The organism is Vibrio sp. 2096 (assembly GCF_033339595.1).
GTDB classification, from domain to species: domain Bacteria; phylum Pseudomonadota; class Gammaproteobacteria; order Enterobacterales; family Vibrionaceae; genus Vibrio; species Vibrio alginolyticus.
On record NZ_JAWOUX010000025.1, the window covers coordinates 1 to 18,688 of the forward strand.

Annotated in this window: 18 protein-coding genes; 1 reads left to right on the forward strand and 17 read right to left on the reverse strand. The window is 46.0% G+C overall.

The genetic code is table 11. The annotated features are described in order from the left end of the window. Nucleotides 1-29: 29 nt before the first annotated feature. Both fliL and R7Q41_RS22970 read right to left on the reverse strand, forming a co-directional pair. Nucleotides 30-533, reverse strand: coding sequence for a flagellar basal body-associated protein FliL (gene fliL, locus R7Q41_RS22965; RefSeq protein ID WP_005380477.1), 504 nt, complete (start codon nucleotides 531-533; stop codon nucleotides 30-32). Nucleotides 534-618: 85 nt separating this feature from the next. Then, on the reverse strand, nucleotides 619-2,472 hold the full coding sequence (locus R7Q41_RS22970) for a flagellar hook-length control protein FliK (protein WP_171344355.1): 1,854 nt from the start codon (nucleotides 2,470-2,472) through the stop codon (nucleotides 619-621). A 280-nt stretch (nucleotides 2,473-2,752) separates the two neighbouring features. Here R7Q41_RS22970 and R7Q41_RS22975 point away from each other — a divergent pair, with 280 nt between their 5' ends. After that, the gene (locus tag R7Q41_RS22975; protein WP_171344356.1) at nucleotides 2,753-3,067 is read left to right on the forward strand and encodes an NIPSNAP family protein; all 315 of its coding nucleotides are present in this window, start codon (nucleotides 2,753-2,755) and stop codon (nucleotides 3,065-3,067) included. 40 nt (nucleotides 3,068-3,107) lie between these two features. On the opposite strand, the gene fliJ is transcribed toward R7Q41_RS22975, so the two are convergent. From fliJ to R7Q41_RS23050, 15 genes are all read right to left on the reverse strand, one after another. After that, on the reverse strand, nucleotides 3,108-3,551 hold the full coding sequence (gene fliJ / locus R7Q41_RS22980) for a flagellar export protein FliJ (protein WP_005380474.1): 444 nt from the start codon (nucleotides 3,549-3,551) through the stop codon (nucleotides 3,108-3,110). 6 nt (nucleotides 3,552-3,557) lie between these two features. Continuing rightward, the gene (gene fliI / locus R7Q41_RS22985) at nucleotides 3,558-4,877 is read right to left on the reverse strand and encodes a flagellar protein export ATPase FliI (protein WP_318108896.1); all 1,320 of its coding nucleotides are present in this window, start codon (nucleotides 4,875-4,877) and stop codon (nucleotides 3,558-3,560) included. Between the two features lie 3 nt (nucleotides 4,878-4,880). Beyond that, nucleotides 4,881-5,681: a flagellar assembly protein FliH gene (gene fliH / locus R7Q41_RS22990; RefSeq protein WP_318108898.1), complete on the reverse strand. Its 801-nt coding sequence runs from the start codon at nucleotides 5,679-5,681 to the stop codon at nucleotides 4,881-4,883. A 71-nt stretch (nucleotides 5,682-5,752) separates the two neighbouring features. Beyond that, on the reverse strand, nucleotides 5,753-6,808 hold the full coding sequence (fliG, locus tag R7Q41_RS22995) for a flagellar motor switch protein FliG (RefSeq protein ID WP_005380470.1): 1,056 nt from the start codon (nucleotides 6,806-6,808) through the stop codon (nucleotides 5,753-5,755). Beyond that, nucleotides 6,801-8,543 carry a flagellar basal-body MS-ring/collar protein FliF gene (fliF, locus tag R7Q41_RS23000; protein ID WP_005380462.1) on the reverse strand — a complete coding sequence of 581 codons (1,743 nt, stop codon included), beginning with the start codon at nucleotides 8,541-8,543 and terminating at the stop codon, nucleotides 6,801-6,803. Before fliF ends, fliG begins: the two co-directional genes overlap by 8 nt. Before the next feature lie 14 nt (nucleotides 8,544-8,557). Beyond that, entirely contained in the window at nucleotides 8,558-8,869 is a 312-nt protein-coding gene (gene fliE / locus R7Q41_RS23005) for a flagellar hook-basal body complex protein FliE (RefSeq protein ID WP_005384482.1), read from the reverse strand. 122 nt (nucleotides 8,870-8,991) lie between these two features. Further along, nucleotides 8,992-10,401, reverse strand: coding sequence for a sigma-54-dependent transcriptional regulator (locus tag R7Q41_RS23010; protein WP_005394318.1), 1,410 nt, complete (start codon nucleotides 10,399-10,401; stop codon nucleotides 8,992-8,994). Between the two features lie 36 nt (nucleotides 10,402-10,437). Continuing rightward, complete coding sequence (locus R7Q41_RS23015; RefSeq protein WP_005380459.1) at nucleotides 10,438-11,469, reverse strand: sensor histidine kinase; 1,032 nt, start codon at nucleotides 11,467-11,469, stop codon at nucleotides 10,438-10,440. A 201-nt stretch (nucleotides 11,470-11,670) separates the two neighbouring features. Then, nucleotides 11,671-13,137 carry a sigma-54 dependent transcriptional regulator gene (locus R7Q41_RS23020; RefSeq protein WP_005384490.1) on the reverse strand — a complete coding sequence of 489 codons (1,467 nt, stop codon included), beginning with the start codon at nucleotides 13,135-13,137 and terminating at the stop codon, nucleotides 11,671-11,673. A gap of 287 nt (nucleotides 13,138-13,424) precedes the next feature. Next, nucleotides 13,425-13,835, reverse strand: a complete 411-nt coding sequence (gene fliS, locus R7Q41_RS23025) for a flagellar export chaperone FliS (RefSeq protein ID WP_005380457.1) — start codon at nucleotides 13,833-13,835, stop codon at nucleotides 13,425-13,427. 12 nt (nucleotides 13,836-13,847) lie between these two features. Continuing rightward, a complete protein-coding gene (locus tag R7Q41_RS23030) occupies nucleotides 13,848-14,153 on the reverse strand; it encodes a flagellar protein FliT (RefSeq protein ID WP_005380456.1) in 306 nt (101 codons plus the stop codon). A gap of 3 nt (nucleotides 14,154-14,156) precedes the next feature. Beyond that, the gene (fliD, locus tag R7Q41_RS23035; protein WP_047102855.1) at nucleotides 14,157-16,151 is read right to left on the reverse strand and encodes a flagellar filament capping protein FliD; all 1,995 of its coding nucleotides are present in this window, start codon (nucleotides 16,149-16,151) and stop codon (nucleotides 14,157-14,159) included. 21 nt (nucleotides 16,152-16,172) lie between these two features. Beyond that, complete coding sequence (gene flaG / locus R7Q41_RS23040) at nucleotides 16,173-16,607, reverse strand: flagellar protein FlaG (RefSeq protein ID WP_005384493.1); 435 nt, start codon at nucleotides 16,605-16,607, stop codon at nucleotides 16,173-16,175. A gap of 92 nt (nucleotides 16,608-16,699) precedes the next feature. Next, nucleotides 16,700-17,830, reverse strand: a complete 1,131-nt coding sequence (locus tag R7Q41_RS23045) for a flagellin (RefSeq protein WP_005380449.1) — start codon at nucleotides 17,828-17,830, stop codon at nucleotides 16,700-16,702. 288 nt (nucleotides 17,831-18,118) lie between these two features. Then, on the reverse strand, nucleotides 18,119-18,688 hold a 570-nt coding region (locus tag R7Q41_RS23050), incomplete at its 5' end, for a flagellin (RefSeq protein WP_206958538.1).

The following is an 18,688-nucleotide window of genomic DNA, read 5'->3' on the forward strand; positions in this document are numbered from 1 at the left end:
CTTGGCTTAATAGATCGGTCACGTTTTACCTATTGAATAACAAAATCTGTAAACAGTACTTTTTCAATCACTGGCTTACCGACCGCAGCATTCAGCGCTGCTTTGATATCTTCGGAAGCACGATCGCGCAACTCCACTCGTCCTGTAGGAGAGCGCAATTGATCAACCGTCGCGGAAGCAAACGTTGATAGCATAGAGCTTTCAATCAGTGGCGAATGATACCGCGCCAACTCTTCATTTTCTGCACCGCGAACCATTAACTGCGCTTTAATTTGAACCAGCCTATCGCGACTATCCCCAGTAACGTTAAATACAAATGCCTGAGGAAGATTCACATACGCGATGGGCGCAGCATCCGATGCCTTCACTTGAGCCTGTTGAGACGATTCAGCCTGAGCAGGTTCATCAGAGCCCATTAGAAAAAATGCCGCTGCCCCGCCACCAAGTAGTAATACTACAACAGCGATGATGATGATAAGTAACTTGCTTTTTCCTTTCGGCGCATCGGCCCCTTGTAACTGTTCTTCTGCCATTCTTGTCTCTTATTGTTCTTTTGAGTTACCAAGACGTTTTAGTAAGTTGCTTGGTAACCGTATTCCATTGCCGTTAAACGGCCTTTTATGCGTAAAAACTAATTCCATCACGCTTTGAAGCGACATTCAAATCCAGATTGACATCAGATTCAAAACCCTCTTCGGACTGTCCAGAGAAACCGCCACTTTGCGCGCTTTGAGCATGTTGTTCAGCAGTATACCTACCTTGCTGTTGCCCACTGTTTTGTTGTTGGACGGAAGAATCAGCCAGCTGCATACCTTGTTGCGCTAGCATTTCTCTCAAACGAGGGAGCGTCTGTTCAATAATGTCACGAGCTTGCGGGTTGTTCACTGTAAAATGTACATTGGCAACGTCATTATTCATGGTCATACGAATTTGCATACGACCTAACTCTGGTGGATCAAGACGAATATCGAGATTTTTCAGATTCTTCGACATCATCATTTGCACTTTTTCCGCAACTTGCTCGTTGGCTAGCTCTTTAGTTAGTTGCAACGGAAGCTGAGCTTGTTGTGCAGCATCAATACGCGTTTGTTGCTGCACATTAATTCCTTGCTGACCTACCATAGCCTGAAGCTGTCCAGCGAAGCCATGTTGGAGGTCCGACTTATCTTGTTTATCCACAGTCGCCTTTAGCGCACCAGTCGCCAATGCTGCGTTCATCACTTTCTGGCTAATCTCTCCGTCTTTCACACCTTGAAGCGACGTCGGCACTTGCGCGGCTATCAACGTATCGGGCGTTGAAGATAATGCGACTTTATCTCCACTATGAGCAGCTTGTGGCTGGGGTACTTGAGCCGCTGTATGCTGGATTTGCTGAGACACTGCCATAGGTCCAGCCTGGCGAGTTAAGTTATGTTGTACTTGTTGCTCTGCTAGAATCTGTTTAATGTCATTAGGGAGCGCAACAAATTGGGCAAGGTCTTGCTCAGGAATATCCGCCATGATCGTTCCTTGTTTCAACCCTTCAATGATCTGAGCTTCTTGCTGAGTCAGTGGTTTTCCTTGCGCCAACTTGGTATCTATAACTTCAAGTTCATCCAAGGAGACTCGTGGAAGCGCGTCGATGTTGGAACCATCAACGTCTGTTAACAACGGCGACAGCTCATTAGCTACTTCACCACTGACTGCGCTCTTAGTCGTCGGATGGCTGGCTTGTTTCGCTAGCTCTTGCCAAGCAGCAAACTCAGACGAGAGTTTGTCGACATCGATAGGTTGACCATTCTTATCTAAAATTGGCTCTAAGTCTTGTCCTGGGATCATCTGTGCTTGTTCAAGCGAATGAACTGATGGCGTTTCATTCAAAGCCAGCTCATCAAGGTGTGTCGAAACGGTTGCTTGCTCGTGGAACGAATGCACTAAATTCGCGCTCTGAGGCAAAACTTTGCCACTATCGATGGATGCATTACTCGCATTCAGGGTTTGATTCGCTTGTTCAATTCGACCAAGAAGCTGTTGTCCTTCGCCCATCGTGCTTTTTACGTCCATTGTATTTGATGGGTTACTCGTATCAATTGATGTTGATTTCACTTTTTCAATAGCTTCAACATCATGCTCCAAAGGTGTGCTGTTACTCGCCTTTTGTAAACTTACTTCTTCACTTAAGGTTGCATTCGGTTTGTTTGCTGATATTTCATCAAAATCATGGGTCCCGTCACTGACGGATTCTTGGCTTTCTTGCGCCAACAATTCGTCCGAGACGTTAGCAGAAGAAGTACTGCCTACATCCGCTCTTTCTTTTTCTTCAACCACTGTCGATTCTGTTGCTACTTTTTCGGGCTTTTGTTTACCAGCAAATGCATCGGTTAACGTTTCTAAAAATCCCTTGCTCTCAGTGCTCTCTGCGGACGCTTTAGCGGACACATCAGAAACTGGCGTCTTGGTAGTCGCAGATACATGGGACAAATTCACACTCATTTAGAAACTCTCGTTCTCGTGGCTCTGAGCGTATCGCTGACAGACAGCAATACTGGCGGCAAACTAAGGTCAAAAAGACCCGACACTGACAGCTAAAATGCAAAAATCACACCACAATATTGAGCCAATTCTCGGCAAGCTAATAGATGGCATGTTTATGGAGCAAACATCAACAATACTATCCGATAACCTGGTTCCTAACATGATGTACAGCTACTTGATTGACTTTGAAAAACGATAAGCGTAAACAGACACTTGGCTTAACAATTAAGGAATCACTTTGAAGATCACAGAATTACGCCAATATAGAATCAGAGCAGGCAAAACAGAACAGTGGCTAAGTTGGATGAAGGAAGAACTGTTGCCCTATCAACGCTCACAAGGCATGCGTGTACTGAATACTTACGTCCACACTGGTGATGATGGACATGACTATTTTGTTTGGCTTCGAGAGTTCGACAATGAACAAGCACGCCAGACTCTCTACGAAAAAACATACAACGAGTGGTGGGTTCGCGAGATTCGACCGAAGGTGTTTGAGTTAGTTGAACAAGACTCAATCAAAGTTACCTTACTTGAATCGGTAGAGATGTAGTCAACTGCAACACCGTAATGCAATATCGAACCAATAACCTTTAGAAACGATGTGGTTTTCGACTGTAAAGTAAGGTGGAAAACTCGTCCATTTGCTTTTGTTCGCGCTTAGCTTCAGCAAGTTGTTTCTCTTTTTCGCGTTTGTCTATCATCCACTCATAGGATTTGCGTTCTTTACGCACGGTTAACCAATATTCTTTACAGTTTTCAACCTGCTCTTTGAAATGACTTTCTGCTTGCTTTTGCTTAGATAAAGTTTCATCTAGCTGGGTAAGGAATCGATTTAAGTGTCCATATTGACTTGCCGTTAGGCCCGCCTGACCACGGTCGACGAGTTGCTGGCAATAATCAAGCCGATACTTTTCAATTTGTTCAACCTGACGGTAATAATCTTCGAGTTCAGAACGCGCTTTGTTCAGTGCAAGCACAGCTTGGTCTTCACGATCCTTAGTTTGCTCAAGTAGAAACTCCATCGCATTATTCATGCGCTATCACCCACCCAAAATGTTTCTAAGCATATTGACGCACATATCGTATGGCACCGATTCTTTCATGCTCTGCTGCAAGTATTCGTCTAACTTCGGTTTCAAAGTAAATGCGCCATCAATAGCAGGATCGGTACCCGGTTTGTACGCTCCAATCGAGACCAAATCTTGATTCTTGCGACAAATAGACAAGACCTGTCGCACCGCTTTTGACATCAAAACGTGCTCTTCCGTCGTAATTTGCGGCATAACACGGCTCACCGACTTCTCGACATCAATCGCCGGATAATGGCCTGCATCCGCCATTTCACGAGAAAGTACAATATGGCCATCAAGAATGGCTCGCGATGCGTCCGCTATCGGATCTTGCAAATCATCCCCTTCGGTCAACACGGTAAAGAACGCCGTAATCGAGCCTTGTTCGGCACTTCCATTACCCGCTCGCTCAACCAGCGCTGGCAGCTTGGCAAATACAGAAGGCGGGTAGCCTTTCGTCGCTGGCGGCTCACCAACAGAAAGTGCGATTTCACGCTGTGCTTGTGCAAAACGAGTCAACGAGTCCATCAATAGCAGAACATCTAACCCTTGGTCCCGGAAGTATTCAGCAATCGTTAATGCCGTTTGGCACCCCTTTAAGCGCATTAGAGGTGAAGCATCGGCAGGCGCCGCGACCACCACTGAGCGGCGACGACCGTCCTCACCCAAGATCTCTTCGATGAACTCTTTAACTTCACGTCCACGCTCACCTATCAGGCCGACGACCACAACCTGTGCGGTGGTGCCTCGCGTCATCATGCCAAGCGTGACCGATTTACCCACACCAGAACCTGCAAACAGACCGATACGCTGACCTTTACCAACCGTCAACAAACCATTGATGGCTTTTAGGCCAACATCGAGCGGTTCAGAAATTGGCTTTCGAGCCAACGGGTTGATTGGTTCGGCATTAAAAGAGGCACGGTGATCGGTATACAAAGGGCCAAGTCCATCAAGTGGATTCCCAACCCCGTCTATCACGCGCCCAAGTAATTCCATGCCGACGGGTAAACCAGCGTCACTGGTTAAAGGGGTGACTCTCGCGCCAGGTAAAATGCCCTTAATTTGTTCGCTTGGCATTAAAAATAGGTTGTCACCTGAAAAGCCGACAACCTCAGCTTCCATCTGACCTGACATGGTTTCCACTAAGCATAAACTGCCAATTGGTGCGCGACAGCCGGTCGCTTCCAACGTTAACCCAACCACACGCACCAGTTTGCCAGAGGCGACAGGGCGCGTCGTAAGGCCTTCAACTTTGTAGCTTTTTAAGCGGTCAGCGAGTGCTTGCATGGATTACTCACCCTCTTGATGACGGTTTGCGCCACAAAAGCTGTGCAATACGCTTTTGACGCGTTCTTCCATGCGATAATTAATGCTTGATTCACCTGCTTCAATCTGGACGTCACCTCGATTGAGCGATGGCTCAGCAACTAACGTCCAGTTGCGACAATTAAGGTCTTCTTCACCATAAGCTGAACGAATAATCGCGACATCTTCTGGATTCAGGCGCAAGGTAATAGGGTGGCCTGATATTGGTAGCGCTTCGACCGACTGCTTCACTGTATCTAAAATAATTTGAGGGTTGGTTTGTACTTCAACGTGCACCACTTCTTTGACTAAGCAGAGCACCATATCCACCAGCTGCTTTTCAACCTGAGCATTCATCAACTCCAAAGGTTGAGCAAACTGATTGGCCAAGTTCATAAAAGTTTCAACTTGCTGCTGAATGTATTCTTGCCCTGCAGTTACCCCTTCAGCTTTTCCGAGCTCAAGACCTTCAGCATGGCCGGCTTGCAACCCTTCTTCTTTACCTTTGTCGTAACCTTGCTTAAAGCCAGCTTCCTGACCTTGATGTAAGCCTTCTTGATAAGCACCTTGCTTAATCAGTTCAATTTGCTCTTCGGTTAGCGCAAGTGGCTGCTCTTCTTCAGGCTCATCAAAATTCGGCACCCATCCCGGGTCATAGTTGAACGCGGTTTGTTTTGCTTGTTTGGCTTTAGGCTCGCCATAATCAGGCAGCCCCCAACGTTGAGGTTCGATCATCGAATCATCTTCATCAGGACGGATAAATCCACGTTTTCTATCGCCAGCCATGGGTTACCTATTGTGTGTTCGATTAAGAAGTGAGGGTGCTCCGCAATAGGATAATTGCGAAGCAATAGAAATTATAAGAATTCGTCAGCACCGCCAGACAACATGAGCTCACCAGCATCCGCCATTCGACGGGCAATTGCTAAGATTTCTTTCTGAGCGGCTTCTACATCTGCCACTCGTACTGGCGGCATCGCTTCTATATCATCACGCATCATATCAGCAGCACGTTTAGACATGTTCTTGAAGACTTTCTCACGTAACGAGTCATCTGCACCTTTGAGTGCTTTTTGCAACACGTCTTGTGGTACGTCACGCAGCAACTTCTGAATACCTTGGTCGTCCACTTCGACTAAGTTTTCGAAGACAAACATTAGGTCTTGGATTTGCGTCGCCATGTCTTCGTCCTGATCGCGAATTTGTTCCATTAACAAACCTTCGACGTTGTTGTCTAGGTAGTTCATGATCTCCGCTGCTGCTTTCAGGCCGCCAATTTTGGCTGCTTGTGCACCCGCTTGACCCGCGAACTGTTTCTCCATGATTTCGTTCAGCTCTGCCAATGCTGATGGCTGAACTTCTTCAAGGTTGGCAATACGCATCATCAGATCCAAACGCACGCGCTCAGGGAACTGAGACAAAATCTCTGCAGATTGGTCTGCTTCTAAATAAGACAGTACGATAGTTTGAATCTGTGGGTGTTCATTGACGATAATGCTCGCCACTTGGCGTGGGTCCATCCATTTCAAAGAATCCAAGCCTTTTGAGCCCGTACCAAGTAGGATCTGGTCAACTAAGTTGTTGGCTTTGTCTTCACCAAGAGCGGCAACCAGTGCATTACGCATAAAGTCTTCGCTGCCCATACCAATGTTGGTGTATTTCTGGATATCCTCCAAAAACGCACGATGAACAGCAGATACCTTGTCTTGGCTGAGATCCTTCGCGCGAGCCATCGCACTACCAACACGCTGAACCTGTTTTGGTTCTAGGTGACGGATAATGCCAGCTGCATCTTGTTCATTAAGGCTCAGTAGCAAAATTGCCGCTTTTTCTTCGCCAGTAATGGTTGAAACATCCAGCTCTACTGGCATTCCCGCGGCGTTGTCATCTTGAGGTACGATATCGTTAGCCATTGTCATTCATCCAGTTTTTCACTACTTGAGCAGCCAGTTCAGGTTCATTCGCAACCAGAGCGCGAACCGCTTTCAATACATCTTCATCTTTATGAAGGTTTGGCAAATCAATACTTGAGCCAAACTCGAACAGTTCGCTGCTTTCGATGTCACTGCCAATCAAGCTAGTTTCACCATCCGCACCAATCGGCAAGCCGTCTGGTCCGTACATTTCGTCTTCATCATCGCTGGTAGGGTTAAGCAATTTCTTCATTGCTGGGCGAACCAGAACCAACACAACCACAATAATCACTAATGCACTTGCGAACCAACGAACCCAATCACTGAAGTTAGGGTGCTCCCAAATTGGTGGTTCTTCTAGCTGCTCAGCCTCTGGCTCAGCAAACTTTACACTCAATACATTCAGTAAATCGCCACGACCTTGATCAAAGCCAACGGTACCAATTAATACTTGGCGAATGGCATTGATTTCAGATTCGGACATTGGGGTATAAGTCACTTCACCCGTATCAGGGTTAACTTGACGACGGTCTTTAATCGCAACAGAAACGGTCTGACGAGCCACCGTCCCGGTCTGCTTTCGCTCGTGGCTGATGGTGGTATCTAGCTCAAAGTTACGCGTGGACTCTTTACGAACTGACCCCTGCCCCATGACAGAACCATCTTTCATTTGAGCCACATCTTGCGGAATTGAGGCATCCGCTGGAGGCTGATTACTCAACGCACCCGGAATACCCGCTACCATGTTACCGTTATTGTAATCTTCGAGTGCGTACTCACTGCGGGTCGCAGGGGTATTTGGATCAAAGCGTTTGCGGGTTTGTTCAACCGCACTGAAGTCCATTTGGATATCAACCTGCGCCGTATAGTTGCCATAACCTAAAATGGGTAATAGTACGGAATCAATTTTTTCGCGCAGCGCTTGCTCTTGGCTGCGTTCTAATTCTTGTTCTTTGCGTCGCGCCGCAGAAGCAGGATCTTGGGAGCCTGAGCTGAGTAAGCGGCCATGCTGATCTGTGACGGTAATTCGAGAAGTTTTCATTCCCGGCACGGCACTCGCTACCATGTCGACAATAGAATCCACTTCTTGCTGCTTAAGGTTCGTGCCTGTCGACAATGTCAAAAATACCGACGCAGACGCTTCCTGGTTATGACGCACAAACACGCTGTGCTTTGGCAGTGCCAATAACACTCGTGCTTTGCGAACTTGCTTCATTTCTTCAATTGCTTGAGCTAATTGGCGCTCTCGACTGAGTTTGAGACGCTCTTGCTCGAGACGTTGTGAAACACCAAAACCCATGTCTTGCAGCAAAATATCATCGCCCGCTTCTGTAGCTTGGTTAACGCCGGAACGAACCATGCCAAGTTTGATCGAGTTGTACTCACTCGATTCAACAGAAACAGTATTGCCATCAAGCTTATAATTGATTTTCTGCTGGTCCAGATAATCCAGAACGGGGATCAATTCTTCGGTCTCATACGCACCAAGTGGGCGCATCTCCGGTTCTTTGACCCAAAAGAACAGCATCACGATCAATGCAACACAGATGGAGATCGACAGCACAAGCACAACCTGACGAAGTAAATCGAGGTCGCCCACTGCCATATCGAATTTTGACGCACTGCGCTCCTCTAGATCTGGATTTTGACTCTCCACATCCACATCGGAACTTGCTACCAGTGCACCATCTGAGCCGCCTTCAGTGACGGTTAAATCTGTAGACTTGTCTGCCACACTTATTACCTAAATTACACTGGCATGTTCATGAGGTCTTTATATGCCTCAACGAGTTTATTGCGAATTTGAACCGTCGCATCAAAAGCGACACTAGACTTGTTACGAGCGATCATAACGTCAGAAAGGGATACATCGGCATCACCACGATCAAAACGGGTTTGTAAATCACCAGATGCTTTTTGAAGTGTGTTCACGTTATTGATGGCTTTAGTTAGGAGATCGTTAAAATCCGCTCCAACTTTCGCCCCACTTGCAGTAGGAGCCGTATTGGTTGCTTCTACCATCATGGCGCGCATTTCTGCCTGAATACCATCAATTTTCATTAGCACCTCTAAGCCAAAAGATTGACTATTAACAAAACTGATTATTGACACAGCAATTAACGTGCCATAAGACATTAGCAATCAATTTACTTACACTTTTCGTCTTATGGCTGTTGTCTGTGTTAATTCGGGATATCTATACCAGCATCACGCATTTTGGCAAGCTTATAGCGCAAGGTTCGAGGGCTTATACCCAGTTTCTCCGCCATTTCTTTGCGTCGACCATTACACTCAACCAAAGTCTCCAAAATAATGGCGTATTCTTGATCGCGCAGCTCGCTACCTAAGCCTTCTCCACCAGTTACTGGGCGGCTAACACTCTCAGCTTGAGCAACTGGCTTAACATTGGGCACGACCATATCTGCATTTTGCACCACGTGTTGCAAGCTATTGGCATCTTGCCAATCTACGCCCTCAAGCAAAATGTGCTCTGCATCGATGTCGCCATTTTCACTTAATATCAGCGCTCGTTGAACCACGTTATCCAATTCACGAACATTACCCGGCCAAGGGTATTGCAATAGTTTTTCTAACGCAACGGTCGAGAATTGAGGCACTGGCATGCCCATTTTACTGCAATGACGCTCAGCAAGATGCTTGGCAAGCGGTGCAATATCGCCTTTACGTTCTTTAAGTGCAGGCCACGCAATTGGGAATACATTCAGGCGGTAATATAAGTCCTCTCTGAAGTTTCCTTCTGACACGTATTGCTTAAGATCACGGTTACTAGTCGCTAACACACGAACATCTAACTTGATGCTTTTGCGACTGCCTAGGCGCTCTACTTCTCGTTCTTGCAAAACACGCAACAACTTCGCTTGCAGGTTCAAGTCCATTTCGCTGATTTCATCAAGCAAGATTGTGCCACCTTGTGCTTGTTCGAACTTTCCTGGGCATGCCTGAACAGCACCAGTAAATGCGCCCTTTTCATAGCCAAACAGTGTTGCTTCGAGCATATTGTCAGGAATCGCGGCACAGTTAATTGCGACAAAAGGACCATTTTTACGATTTGACGCGTTGTGAATATAGCGCGACATCACTTCTTTACCTGAGCCACTAGGACCTAGCACCATAACATTCGCATCTGTACGTGCCACTTTATCGGCCAACGCGAGTAAACGTAGACTTTTCTCATCAGCAACGATAGCGTCACCGTTGTCATCACTTTTTATCGGTGCATAACGACTGACCATATTTAGCAACACTTCTGGTGCAAATGGTTTCGCCATGTAGTCAATCGCGCCATCTTTCATTGCAGACACGGCATCTTCGATATTGGCGTACGCCGTCATTAGCAATACTGGTAAGTTAGGCCAATTCTGCTTGATGCTTTTGAGCAGAGCTAAGCCACCCATCCCCGCCATTTGCACATCAGAAACAACGATATCAACCGTATTCGATTTCAGCTTTAACAGTGCATCTTCAGCACAGTCCGCTTCCAACCACTCATACCCTGCCAGAGCCAGAGTATCGACTAGGGCTTCACGAAGACCTTCATCGTCTTCTACGATCAGCACTTTGCTTTGCGCCATTATGATTCTCCAGAAATTGTTATTACCAAATGCCGCTTATTGCGCTTCTGTTTGCACTCGCTCTAGCGGAATGCACATGGTGAAGCAGGCTCCATCACCCTGCTCTGAAATAAGTTCCAATCGACCGTCATGGGCACGGCAAACCATTTGAACAACTGCCAACCCTAATCCAGTTCCTTGAGAACGTGTGGTAAAAAATGGCTCCATGATTTTGGCTTGCAGTTCTTCGGGCACTCCAGGTCCGCTGTCTTGCACAGAAATGCGTAACTCACCATTTACCGGGCGGAAAAAAATATCGACTTGCGATTCTTTACCAGACATTTGAATCGCATTCATGACCAGATTACTCAATGCGGATGCAATGGCGTTCGCATTGCCTAGTAGCTCAGTTTGTTCTTCTTCCACTTCTAGGCAGTAATCAATACTGTTGTTTTTTAGCGCGGTTTCGACCATCGGCTGATATTCCGCTACCAACTGGGCAATCGTAAATGGCTTAATGACCTTATTATCACCACCTTTAGCAAAAAGCAGCATATCATTAACCTGCTTTTCCAAATCGTGCAGTCGATCCATTAATTTGGTTTGGAAGCGATCTTTTGTCGCTGGAGGAAGATTTGGCGCTCCCAAATTGGATGCATATAGCATAGCGCTCGACAGCGGCGTTCTTACTTGGTGAGCAAGCGACGCAACCATACGTCCTAACGACGATAAGCGCTGTAAATCACTGACACGAGCTTGAAGTAAACGGGTTTCGGTTAAATCGGTAATCAGGATCAATTGACCTGTTGTGGACGCCGAGATGGCGAGTCGAACTTTACGGCCATTACGTAATGAAACTTCATGGCCATCATCTTCACGTGGGTCAAACACCGCCTGAATAACGTTGAACCATTTTTCGTTAACCAGTGGAATCTCAAGAATTCGGTGCGCTTCTGGATTTGCTTCACGCACTACTCCGTACGTATCGAGCAAAATCACTCCAGCAGGCATCACATCGAGCACCTGTTTGTAGCGCTCAACCTGATTCTCTACGGAATCTAAATGGGATTGATTGGTGTTGTTATCCATTACTGCCTGTCGAAATATCGCCGCTAAAACTAAAATAGCTTGGTAAGCAATTAGCGTACCAAGCTATTTTTTATATTTATCAGGACGTTAAGCCATCGACAATAAGTTGACACTCAGAGGTAACGGTTTTGGATGCCAGAAAAACGATGTTAACTAGCACAAGTGATAATTCAGATATCGTCTTAAAAAACTTCACTTTACCTAGCGCTGTAAGTTGTACTTACGCATTTTTTCCACCAGCGTAGTACGTCGCATACCCAGCATGTCGGCCGCTCTTGCTACAACACCACCCTGCGCTTCTAATGCTTGGCTGATCATATTAACTTCTAAATCAGCCAGCAGCTCTTTCAAATTAACCCCTTCCGGTGGCAGCGCTTGCGGGGCGTTCATGCTGTGATCAAGGTCGTCTTGATCTTCAAAGCTAAAATCTTCAGAGAAGATATCTTGGAATACATCACGCTCTTGCTCTTCCACCGAAACAAATGGATTGCTCTCTGGTTGGAACTCTGGGATGTCACTGTAGCGATATTTGGTTGGTAGATGGTTTACATCCACCAAGCTATTTGGATACAGAATAATCATTCGCTCAACAAGATTAGCCAACTCGCGTACGTTGCCCGGCCAGTTATGCTCCATCAGTGAGTTGATTGCACGAGGTGTAAAGCAGATAGGTTGTCCGCCTTCCGCCTCTAAACGTGTCATCAGTTCTTGCAGCAGCAATGGTATATCTTGTTTGCGCTCTTTCAGCGCTGGCATCTCAATTGGAAACACGTTCAGACGATAGAACAAGTCTTCTCGGAACGTACCTTCTTCAATCATATTTTCTAGATTACGGTGTGTCGCCGCCACAACTCGAACATTTACCTTGATGGTACTATTGCCACCTACACGTTCAAAGCAGCGTTCTTGCAATACACGAAGCAACTTTACTTGCATCGACATTGGCATATCGCCAATCTCATCAAGAAAGATAGTGCCACCGTCTGCGAGCTCAAATCGACCTTTACGGGCAGTTAACGCACCAGTAAACGCGCCTTTTTCGTGACCAAATAATTCGCTTTCTAGGAGCTCAGGCGGTATTGCACCACAGTTAATAGGTACAAATGCGCCATCGCGGTATGAAGAGTGATAGTGGATGTTACGCGCAACAACTTCTTTACCTGTACCGGACTCACCTAAGATCAACACGTTTGCTTCCGTGTTTGATACTTGCTCAATCAGGTGTCGAACTTCTTGAATACCTCTACTTTGACCAACTAAGCTGCGAAAAAGCGTGTTTTTGCGTGCACTAGCAACAACATTCACTCCTTTTCGCCCCAGAAAATCTTTGCAGTGGCGTAACGCTTCACTAAGCTGTGGGTAATTAAGCGGCAGCTCTAGTTCACCAACAAAATTTGGAAGATCATCAACAGGCAAAGGAAAACGGCCCATAACTAGAAGAGGGATGTGGTAAGCGCTGTTTAAATGAGAGATAACCGTACTCGCCGCTTGACCTGCTGGAATATTACCAACAATACAGCACGACCATACGCTAGACCAATCAACATCGCTGAGCTGATCAGAACTGACCGCTTCGCAATTTTCTCCAACAAATTCCAATATATTGCTTAAATTTAAACGACTTGATGCGTCATCATCAATTACAAGCAGCTTTGCCAAACCATGCATAAGTAAGAATGATTGCCTTTATTTTAGGTGCGTTGCGGCCAAACCTTGATTTGCGCAATTGGGTGCTAAAGAAGGCAGAACCACCACACTCAATTTACGATAGACAAAATAGGAAAATCAGCAACAAAAAAGCCATTAGGGCTACTAATGGCTTCTATTTTATTTGAATATAAAAATAAGGCAACCAAGCAATGGAGAGGTGTGAGCTTGATAGAAACTTTGCTACACAACTCGTTGCGCAATTGACAAATATATTCGTCTAGTATCTTAACGCATTGTTTTGACTATTAAATACCAACTTCAGCAGCGGTAAGATTATGAAACTCTGTTGGGATTTGGTCCCAAGCTGACTTGATCTCACGGATAATGTCGATAACGTCGTCGATCAGCTGAGGCTCATTTTGATGGTTAGCAGCAGAAATTTGCGTGATCATAAACTCATACAGTGAATCTAAGTTTGAAGCAATATCACCACCGTCATCCATAGATAGACAGCTGCGTAGCGCGATAATGATGTCTAACGCTTTACCTAAGCGCTCACCTTTTGCTGGAATATTGCCTGCTTGCATGGCTGCTTTACCTTGAATAAGGCGCTCAATCGCACCAGCCATAAGCATTTGAATGACTTTGTGCGGAGAAGCCGCGCTAAGCTGGCTGTCGACTGATACCTTTTTGTATGCTTGCAAAGAACCGCGCATAGTAATCCTCTTTTAAATAAATTTTTTGTACTGCTGAAGTGAACGCTGGCCATAACGAAACTTATGGAGCTCTTTTCCGACCTTTGACGTTTCCGATTGCATCAGCTCGACAATTCTTTTGGTACGAGTTAGCAATGCTTGCCACTCTGCATCCTGCTTAACCAAAGGATTTTGATGAATAATTGGTAACAGGTTTTGCAATAACCGTTCCCTGATATCGACCAAGCGAAGAATTTCTTCAGCATTAAAATCAATTTTTTCTAATTCTTGCGTAATTAGTTGATCTATATCACTAATTTCCATGAGTTCTTTTTGCATTTATTAACCCAACGCACTCATCAAAGCGCCTAACTGGCCCTGCATTTTACCGGTCGCATCTTGCATCGCGGTAAACTTCGCATGAGTACGCTTCTCTAGGCTTTCCATGCGGCGATCTAATGCCGCTTGATCGTCACTCAAACGGTAGTTTTGTTCTGTGAGACTTTTTTCTCGAGTACGAATACTGCCTGTAATACCTGTGATACCGTGAATCGCATCTTCTACTCGTTTAGCAAAACCTGTGTTGCCACCGAAGAACTTTTCTAACTCGTTGAAGTTATTGTTCAACTGGCGGTCTAGCATGTCATAGTTGATTTCTAGGGTGCCTTGACGTGTGGTCGTAATGCCAAATTCTGTTAAGGACTTTAGGTTTTCAGGTGCTTTATCGATTCGAGTAGAAAAGACCGATTTTAATCGTGAATCTGCACTGCGTACGGTGCTGTCACCTGACAACGGCCCTTTTTGACCAGTTACCGGATCCACACTCGCCAACGCTTGGGAGGTTTGATAAAAAGAGTTATACGCTGCCACAAAGTTTTCGATATCGTTGCGTACACTTTGACGGTCGTACTCGACACCAATTTCAGCAGGCGGTTTATTCGGTTCTGATTTGCCTTTTAGTGTTAAATCAACACCTTCGATCGCATCTTCAATCACATTGTTGTGGCTAGATAGCTTTGCCACTCCATCAAGCAGAACTTCTGAATCTTGCCCTGCTTGTACTTCTGTCATTCCAAGGTATTCTTCAAAAGCAGATTGTGCCTTTGCGATTTTCGCTTCTGCTTCATCAATTTTTTCCAGACGCTCACGTTCTTGAGGATCAAGTTTAGCGCGATGAATTTGCTTAGCTTGCGCTTCGGAAAGTTCACCACGTGCCACTTTTTCGTCTAACGCTTGCTTTTCACTCGCAATTTTTTGCTCGATTTCCGCTTTTTCTTGCTCAAGAAGCTGCTTAGCCTCTTTCGTCGTAACGTAAGAATCGGTTAGGGTGCCCGATGCGGCATTATTCCAGCCTGGTACATCTGGTGCCTTCTCTATTGCCTTTTCGTCGAGTTCGAGCTCTGGTTCTTCATAAGAGTCCAACAAAGTACCTGACGCAGTTTCTGTCCAACCTGGAATTCTGTCTTCAGGGCGTAAACTCGCGCGTCGGTTGGCTTCATCAATGGCTTCTTGACCAGCTTTGGCTGCTTCTGCACCCGCCGCAGAGATTGGCGCTTGCGATGCATCATCTTGTACATCGTCTGCCGCTTTTTGCTCTTCTGGAGGTAGAGGATTGCCGTTTGCATCTAGCTCTTCTGCTGGTTGTTCCGGAAATTTAAGAGGACCTAAGACATCTTCCGCCGCTGAACGAGCTTCTTCAAGCGCGTTGACGCGGTCTTCAAGTGTTTGGTATTCGAAGTATTTAAGAGGGTTGCCTTTTTCGGCCTCCACACTGACTCTGATTTGATGATCCTTACCAGAGAGGTTAGAAGCAAGGATAAGGCGTGGACCTTCGACGTCGTTAATAAGAGATGCACGAACGCCAGGGTTATCTTTAGCGCCATTGATGCCGCGTACGACATCGATGAGCTTAGATCGGGAACGAACATCGATATTAAAACGCTCATCACCAAGCGAAATCTGCAGCTTACCAGGGCCAAATTTTGCGTCTTCTGGCAATACGTCAGAAGCGACTTTGTGGCTCTGAGCAAGCTGCAACACATCGATAGCATATTTGCCAGCGATAGCATCTGTGGTTGCCGTGGCAGATACGATATTGTCATTGGTCGTTTCGACAGTGCGAACGGCAAATGCTTTCTCCTGACGAAAGTTCGCCATGAGATTTTTCATCGTATCCAATGATTCTCTGAGTCGCCCGTAAGCACTGATACTGGCATTAATTGTCGTGCGTTCGTTGTCGATGCGTTGCTGCTTTGGTACGCGTTCGGCATCCACAATTTTGCTGACCATGGAATTAATATCCATGCCGCCAGACATCCCCAAAGGGCCTAAACTCATCAAATCACCTCTAAAAACGACTTACACTTTTTCAGTCAACAACCCGCTGTTGGCTGTGTGCTCAGCTAGGCGACGCAATACCACTAGCATTTCTTCATCAGGAATTTGACGAATCACGTCACCGGTATTGGCTTCATAAATCGTCACCACATCTCGTCCGGATTCTTCATCCACTCGAAATGCGACTCCTTTGTTTATGGACGTGACAAATTCATTCATTTGTGCGACCAATTTTTCACGTTCTTCTTTGTTCAGTTCTTGACGGCTTTCAGCCATCTCGATCGCAGCTTGAACAGAGAAGTCGTATTCGGTGTTTTTCGCTTTTTGCGGCGAAATCTCACCATTTGAATTTGCTGGGCTAGACGTGCCTATATCATTGCCATTTTTATTTGCAAACTTTGTGCCATTTGGCGTGCCGTAAGGCTGGATGTTCGATGCGTAGGAGGATATATCCATTACAATCTCCCTTCCACCTTATGGGCTAACGATAGAATCTATCGCTTTGGTGCCCCAGCACTAAGGTGTTGACCTCAGGCTGGGTTTACCACTTAGCCCAACAAGCTTAGCGCTGCAGATGGAGACTGCTTCGCTTGAGCCAGGATTGAAGTACTTGCTTGCTGAAGAATTTGCGACTTAGTCATCGCAGTGGTTTCCTTCGCGTAATCAGTATCTTTAATACGGCTTTTAGACGCGTTAACGTTCTCGTTAATGTTGTCTAGGTTGCTGATTGCGTGGTTGAAGCGGTTTTGGAAAGCACCGAGTGAAGCTCGTTGGCTGTCTACGGACTTAAGAGCACCGTCGATAACCGCTACTGCTTCTTGAGAGCCAGCTACTGTGGTTACGTCGATGTCTTTCACTGTTACGTCTTTCGGGCCACCAAAGCCGATCTCGTCTGCTAGGTTGCCAGAAAACTCAACATCACCTTCAACTTTTTGAGAAGAAGCAAATACTTGTAGTTTGCCATCTTCGCCAACAGAGGCTTTTACATCATCGTTTTGACCGTTGATGTATGTCGCTAGCTGTTCAATATCATCGCCTTGCTTAGCGCTGATTGATAGCTCTTTCTCTTCACCCTGCTTGTTGGTATAGCTCATTTTGAACTCTGTTTTCTCACCAACAGTCCAAGATGCGTCTTTACCCTCTTCTGCTGCGTAGCTCTTACCACCCATTGCTGAAGTGTCTGAGCGTAGGTTACCCATAGAAAGCATCACTGCTTCACCTGAGTCCGCACCGATTTGGAAAGATTGAGTACCGTAAGTACCGTTTAGAAGCTTGTTACCACCGAAAGAGGTAGTTTCAGCAATACGGTTTAGCTCATCGTTTAGCGCTGTTACTTCTTCTTGGATCGCTACACGTTCTGCTTTTGAGTTAGAGCCGTTCGCCGATTGAAGCGAAAGATCACGCATACGTTGTAGGATGTTGGTAGATTCATTCATTGCACCTTCAGCAACCTGTGCAATAGAAATACCGTCGTTTGCGTTTTTCACTGCCATGTCTAGGCCACGGCTTTGTGCATTCAAGCGGTTTGAAATCTGTAGACCTGCAGCATCGTCTTTCGCGCTATTGATTTTATAACCCGAAGACAAACGCTCCATTGATTTTTGTTGACCGTCAGCTGCCTGGTTTAGGTAACGCTGTGCAGTCATCGCAGAAACGTTAGTATTAACGTTAATCGCCATAATTGATCTCCTTAAGGCTTTAGTGAATGTACCGTCGTGTCTCTCACCTCACTTAGGTACATCTCATTTCTCTCAGTCCCTTTAACGGCGACCGATGAATATCCTTTAGAAGAAATTTTCAATTTTTTGCGATTATTTTCTTTGGCTTACTGAAATGTGATGAAGCTCTAATGTCGTGATTCGCAGAAATCCTGGGGCCCCAAAAGACAGAAAAAAACCCAGCCGAAGCTGGGTTTACTCGCTCATCTCTCACCACGAGCCAATGAGGTTCTCGTCTTAGGTTTGAAATTAACCTAGCAGACTTAGCGCTGAGTTTGGCGCTTGTTTCGCTTGCGCAAGGATTGAGCTTGACGCTTGCGATAGAATTTGTGACTTGGTCATTGCCGTCGTTTCTTTCGCGAAGTCAGTATCTTTGATACGGCTCTTCGACGCATTCACGTTCTCGTTAATGTTGTCCAAATTGCTGATTGCGTGGTTGAAACGGTTCTGGAATGCACCCAGCTCTGCGCGGTGGCTGTCTACGTATTTCAGTGCTGCATCGATGATAGCAACAGATTCTTGTGCGCCACCAACTGAGGTTACGTCGATAGTATCTACCGTTACTTTTTTACCTTCGCCCAAACCTAGCTCACCAGATAGGCCGCCTGAAAACTCGACTTCGCCTTCGACTTTGTTGTTGCCAGCGAAGATTTGCAGTTTACCGTCTTGGTCTACAGAGGCTTTCACTAGGTCAGTTTGACCGTTAATGTAAGTCGCAAGCTCTTCGATATCGTCACCCGCTTTTGCGCTGATGTTGATTTCTTGCTCTTGGCCGTAGCTGTCCGTTAGGTTGATTTTTAGGTCGTTCTTACCTTCAGC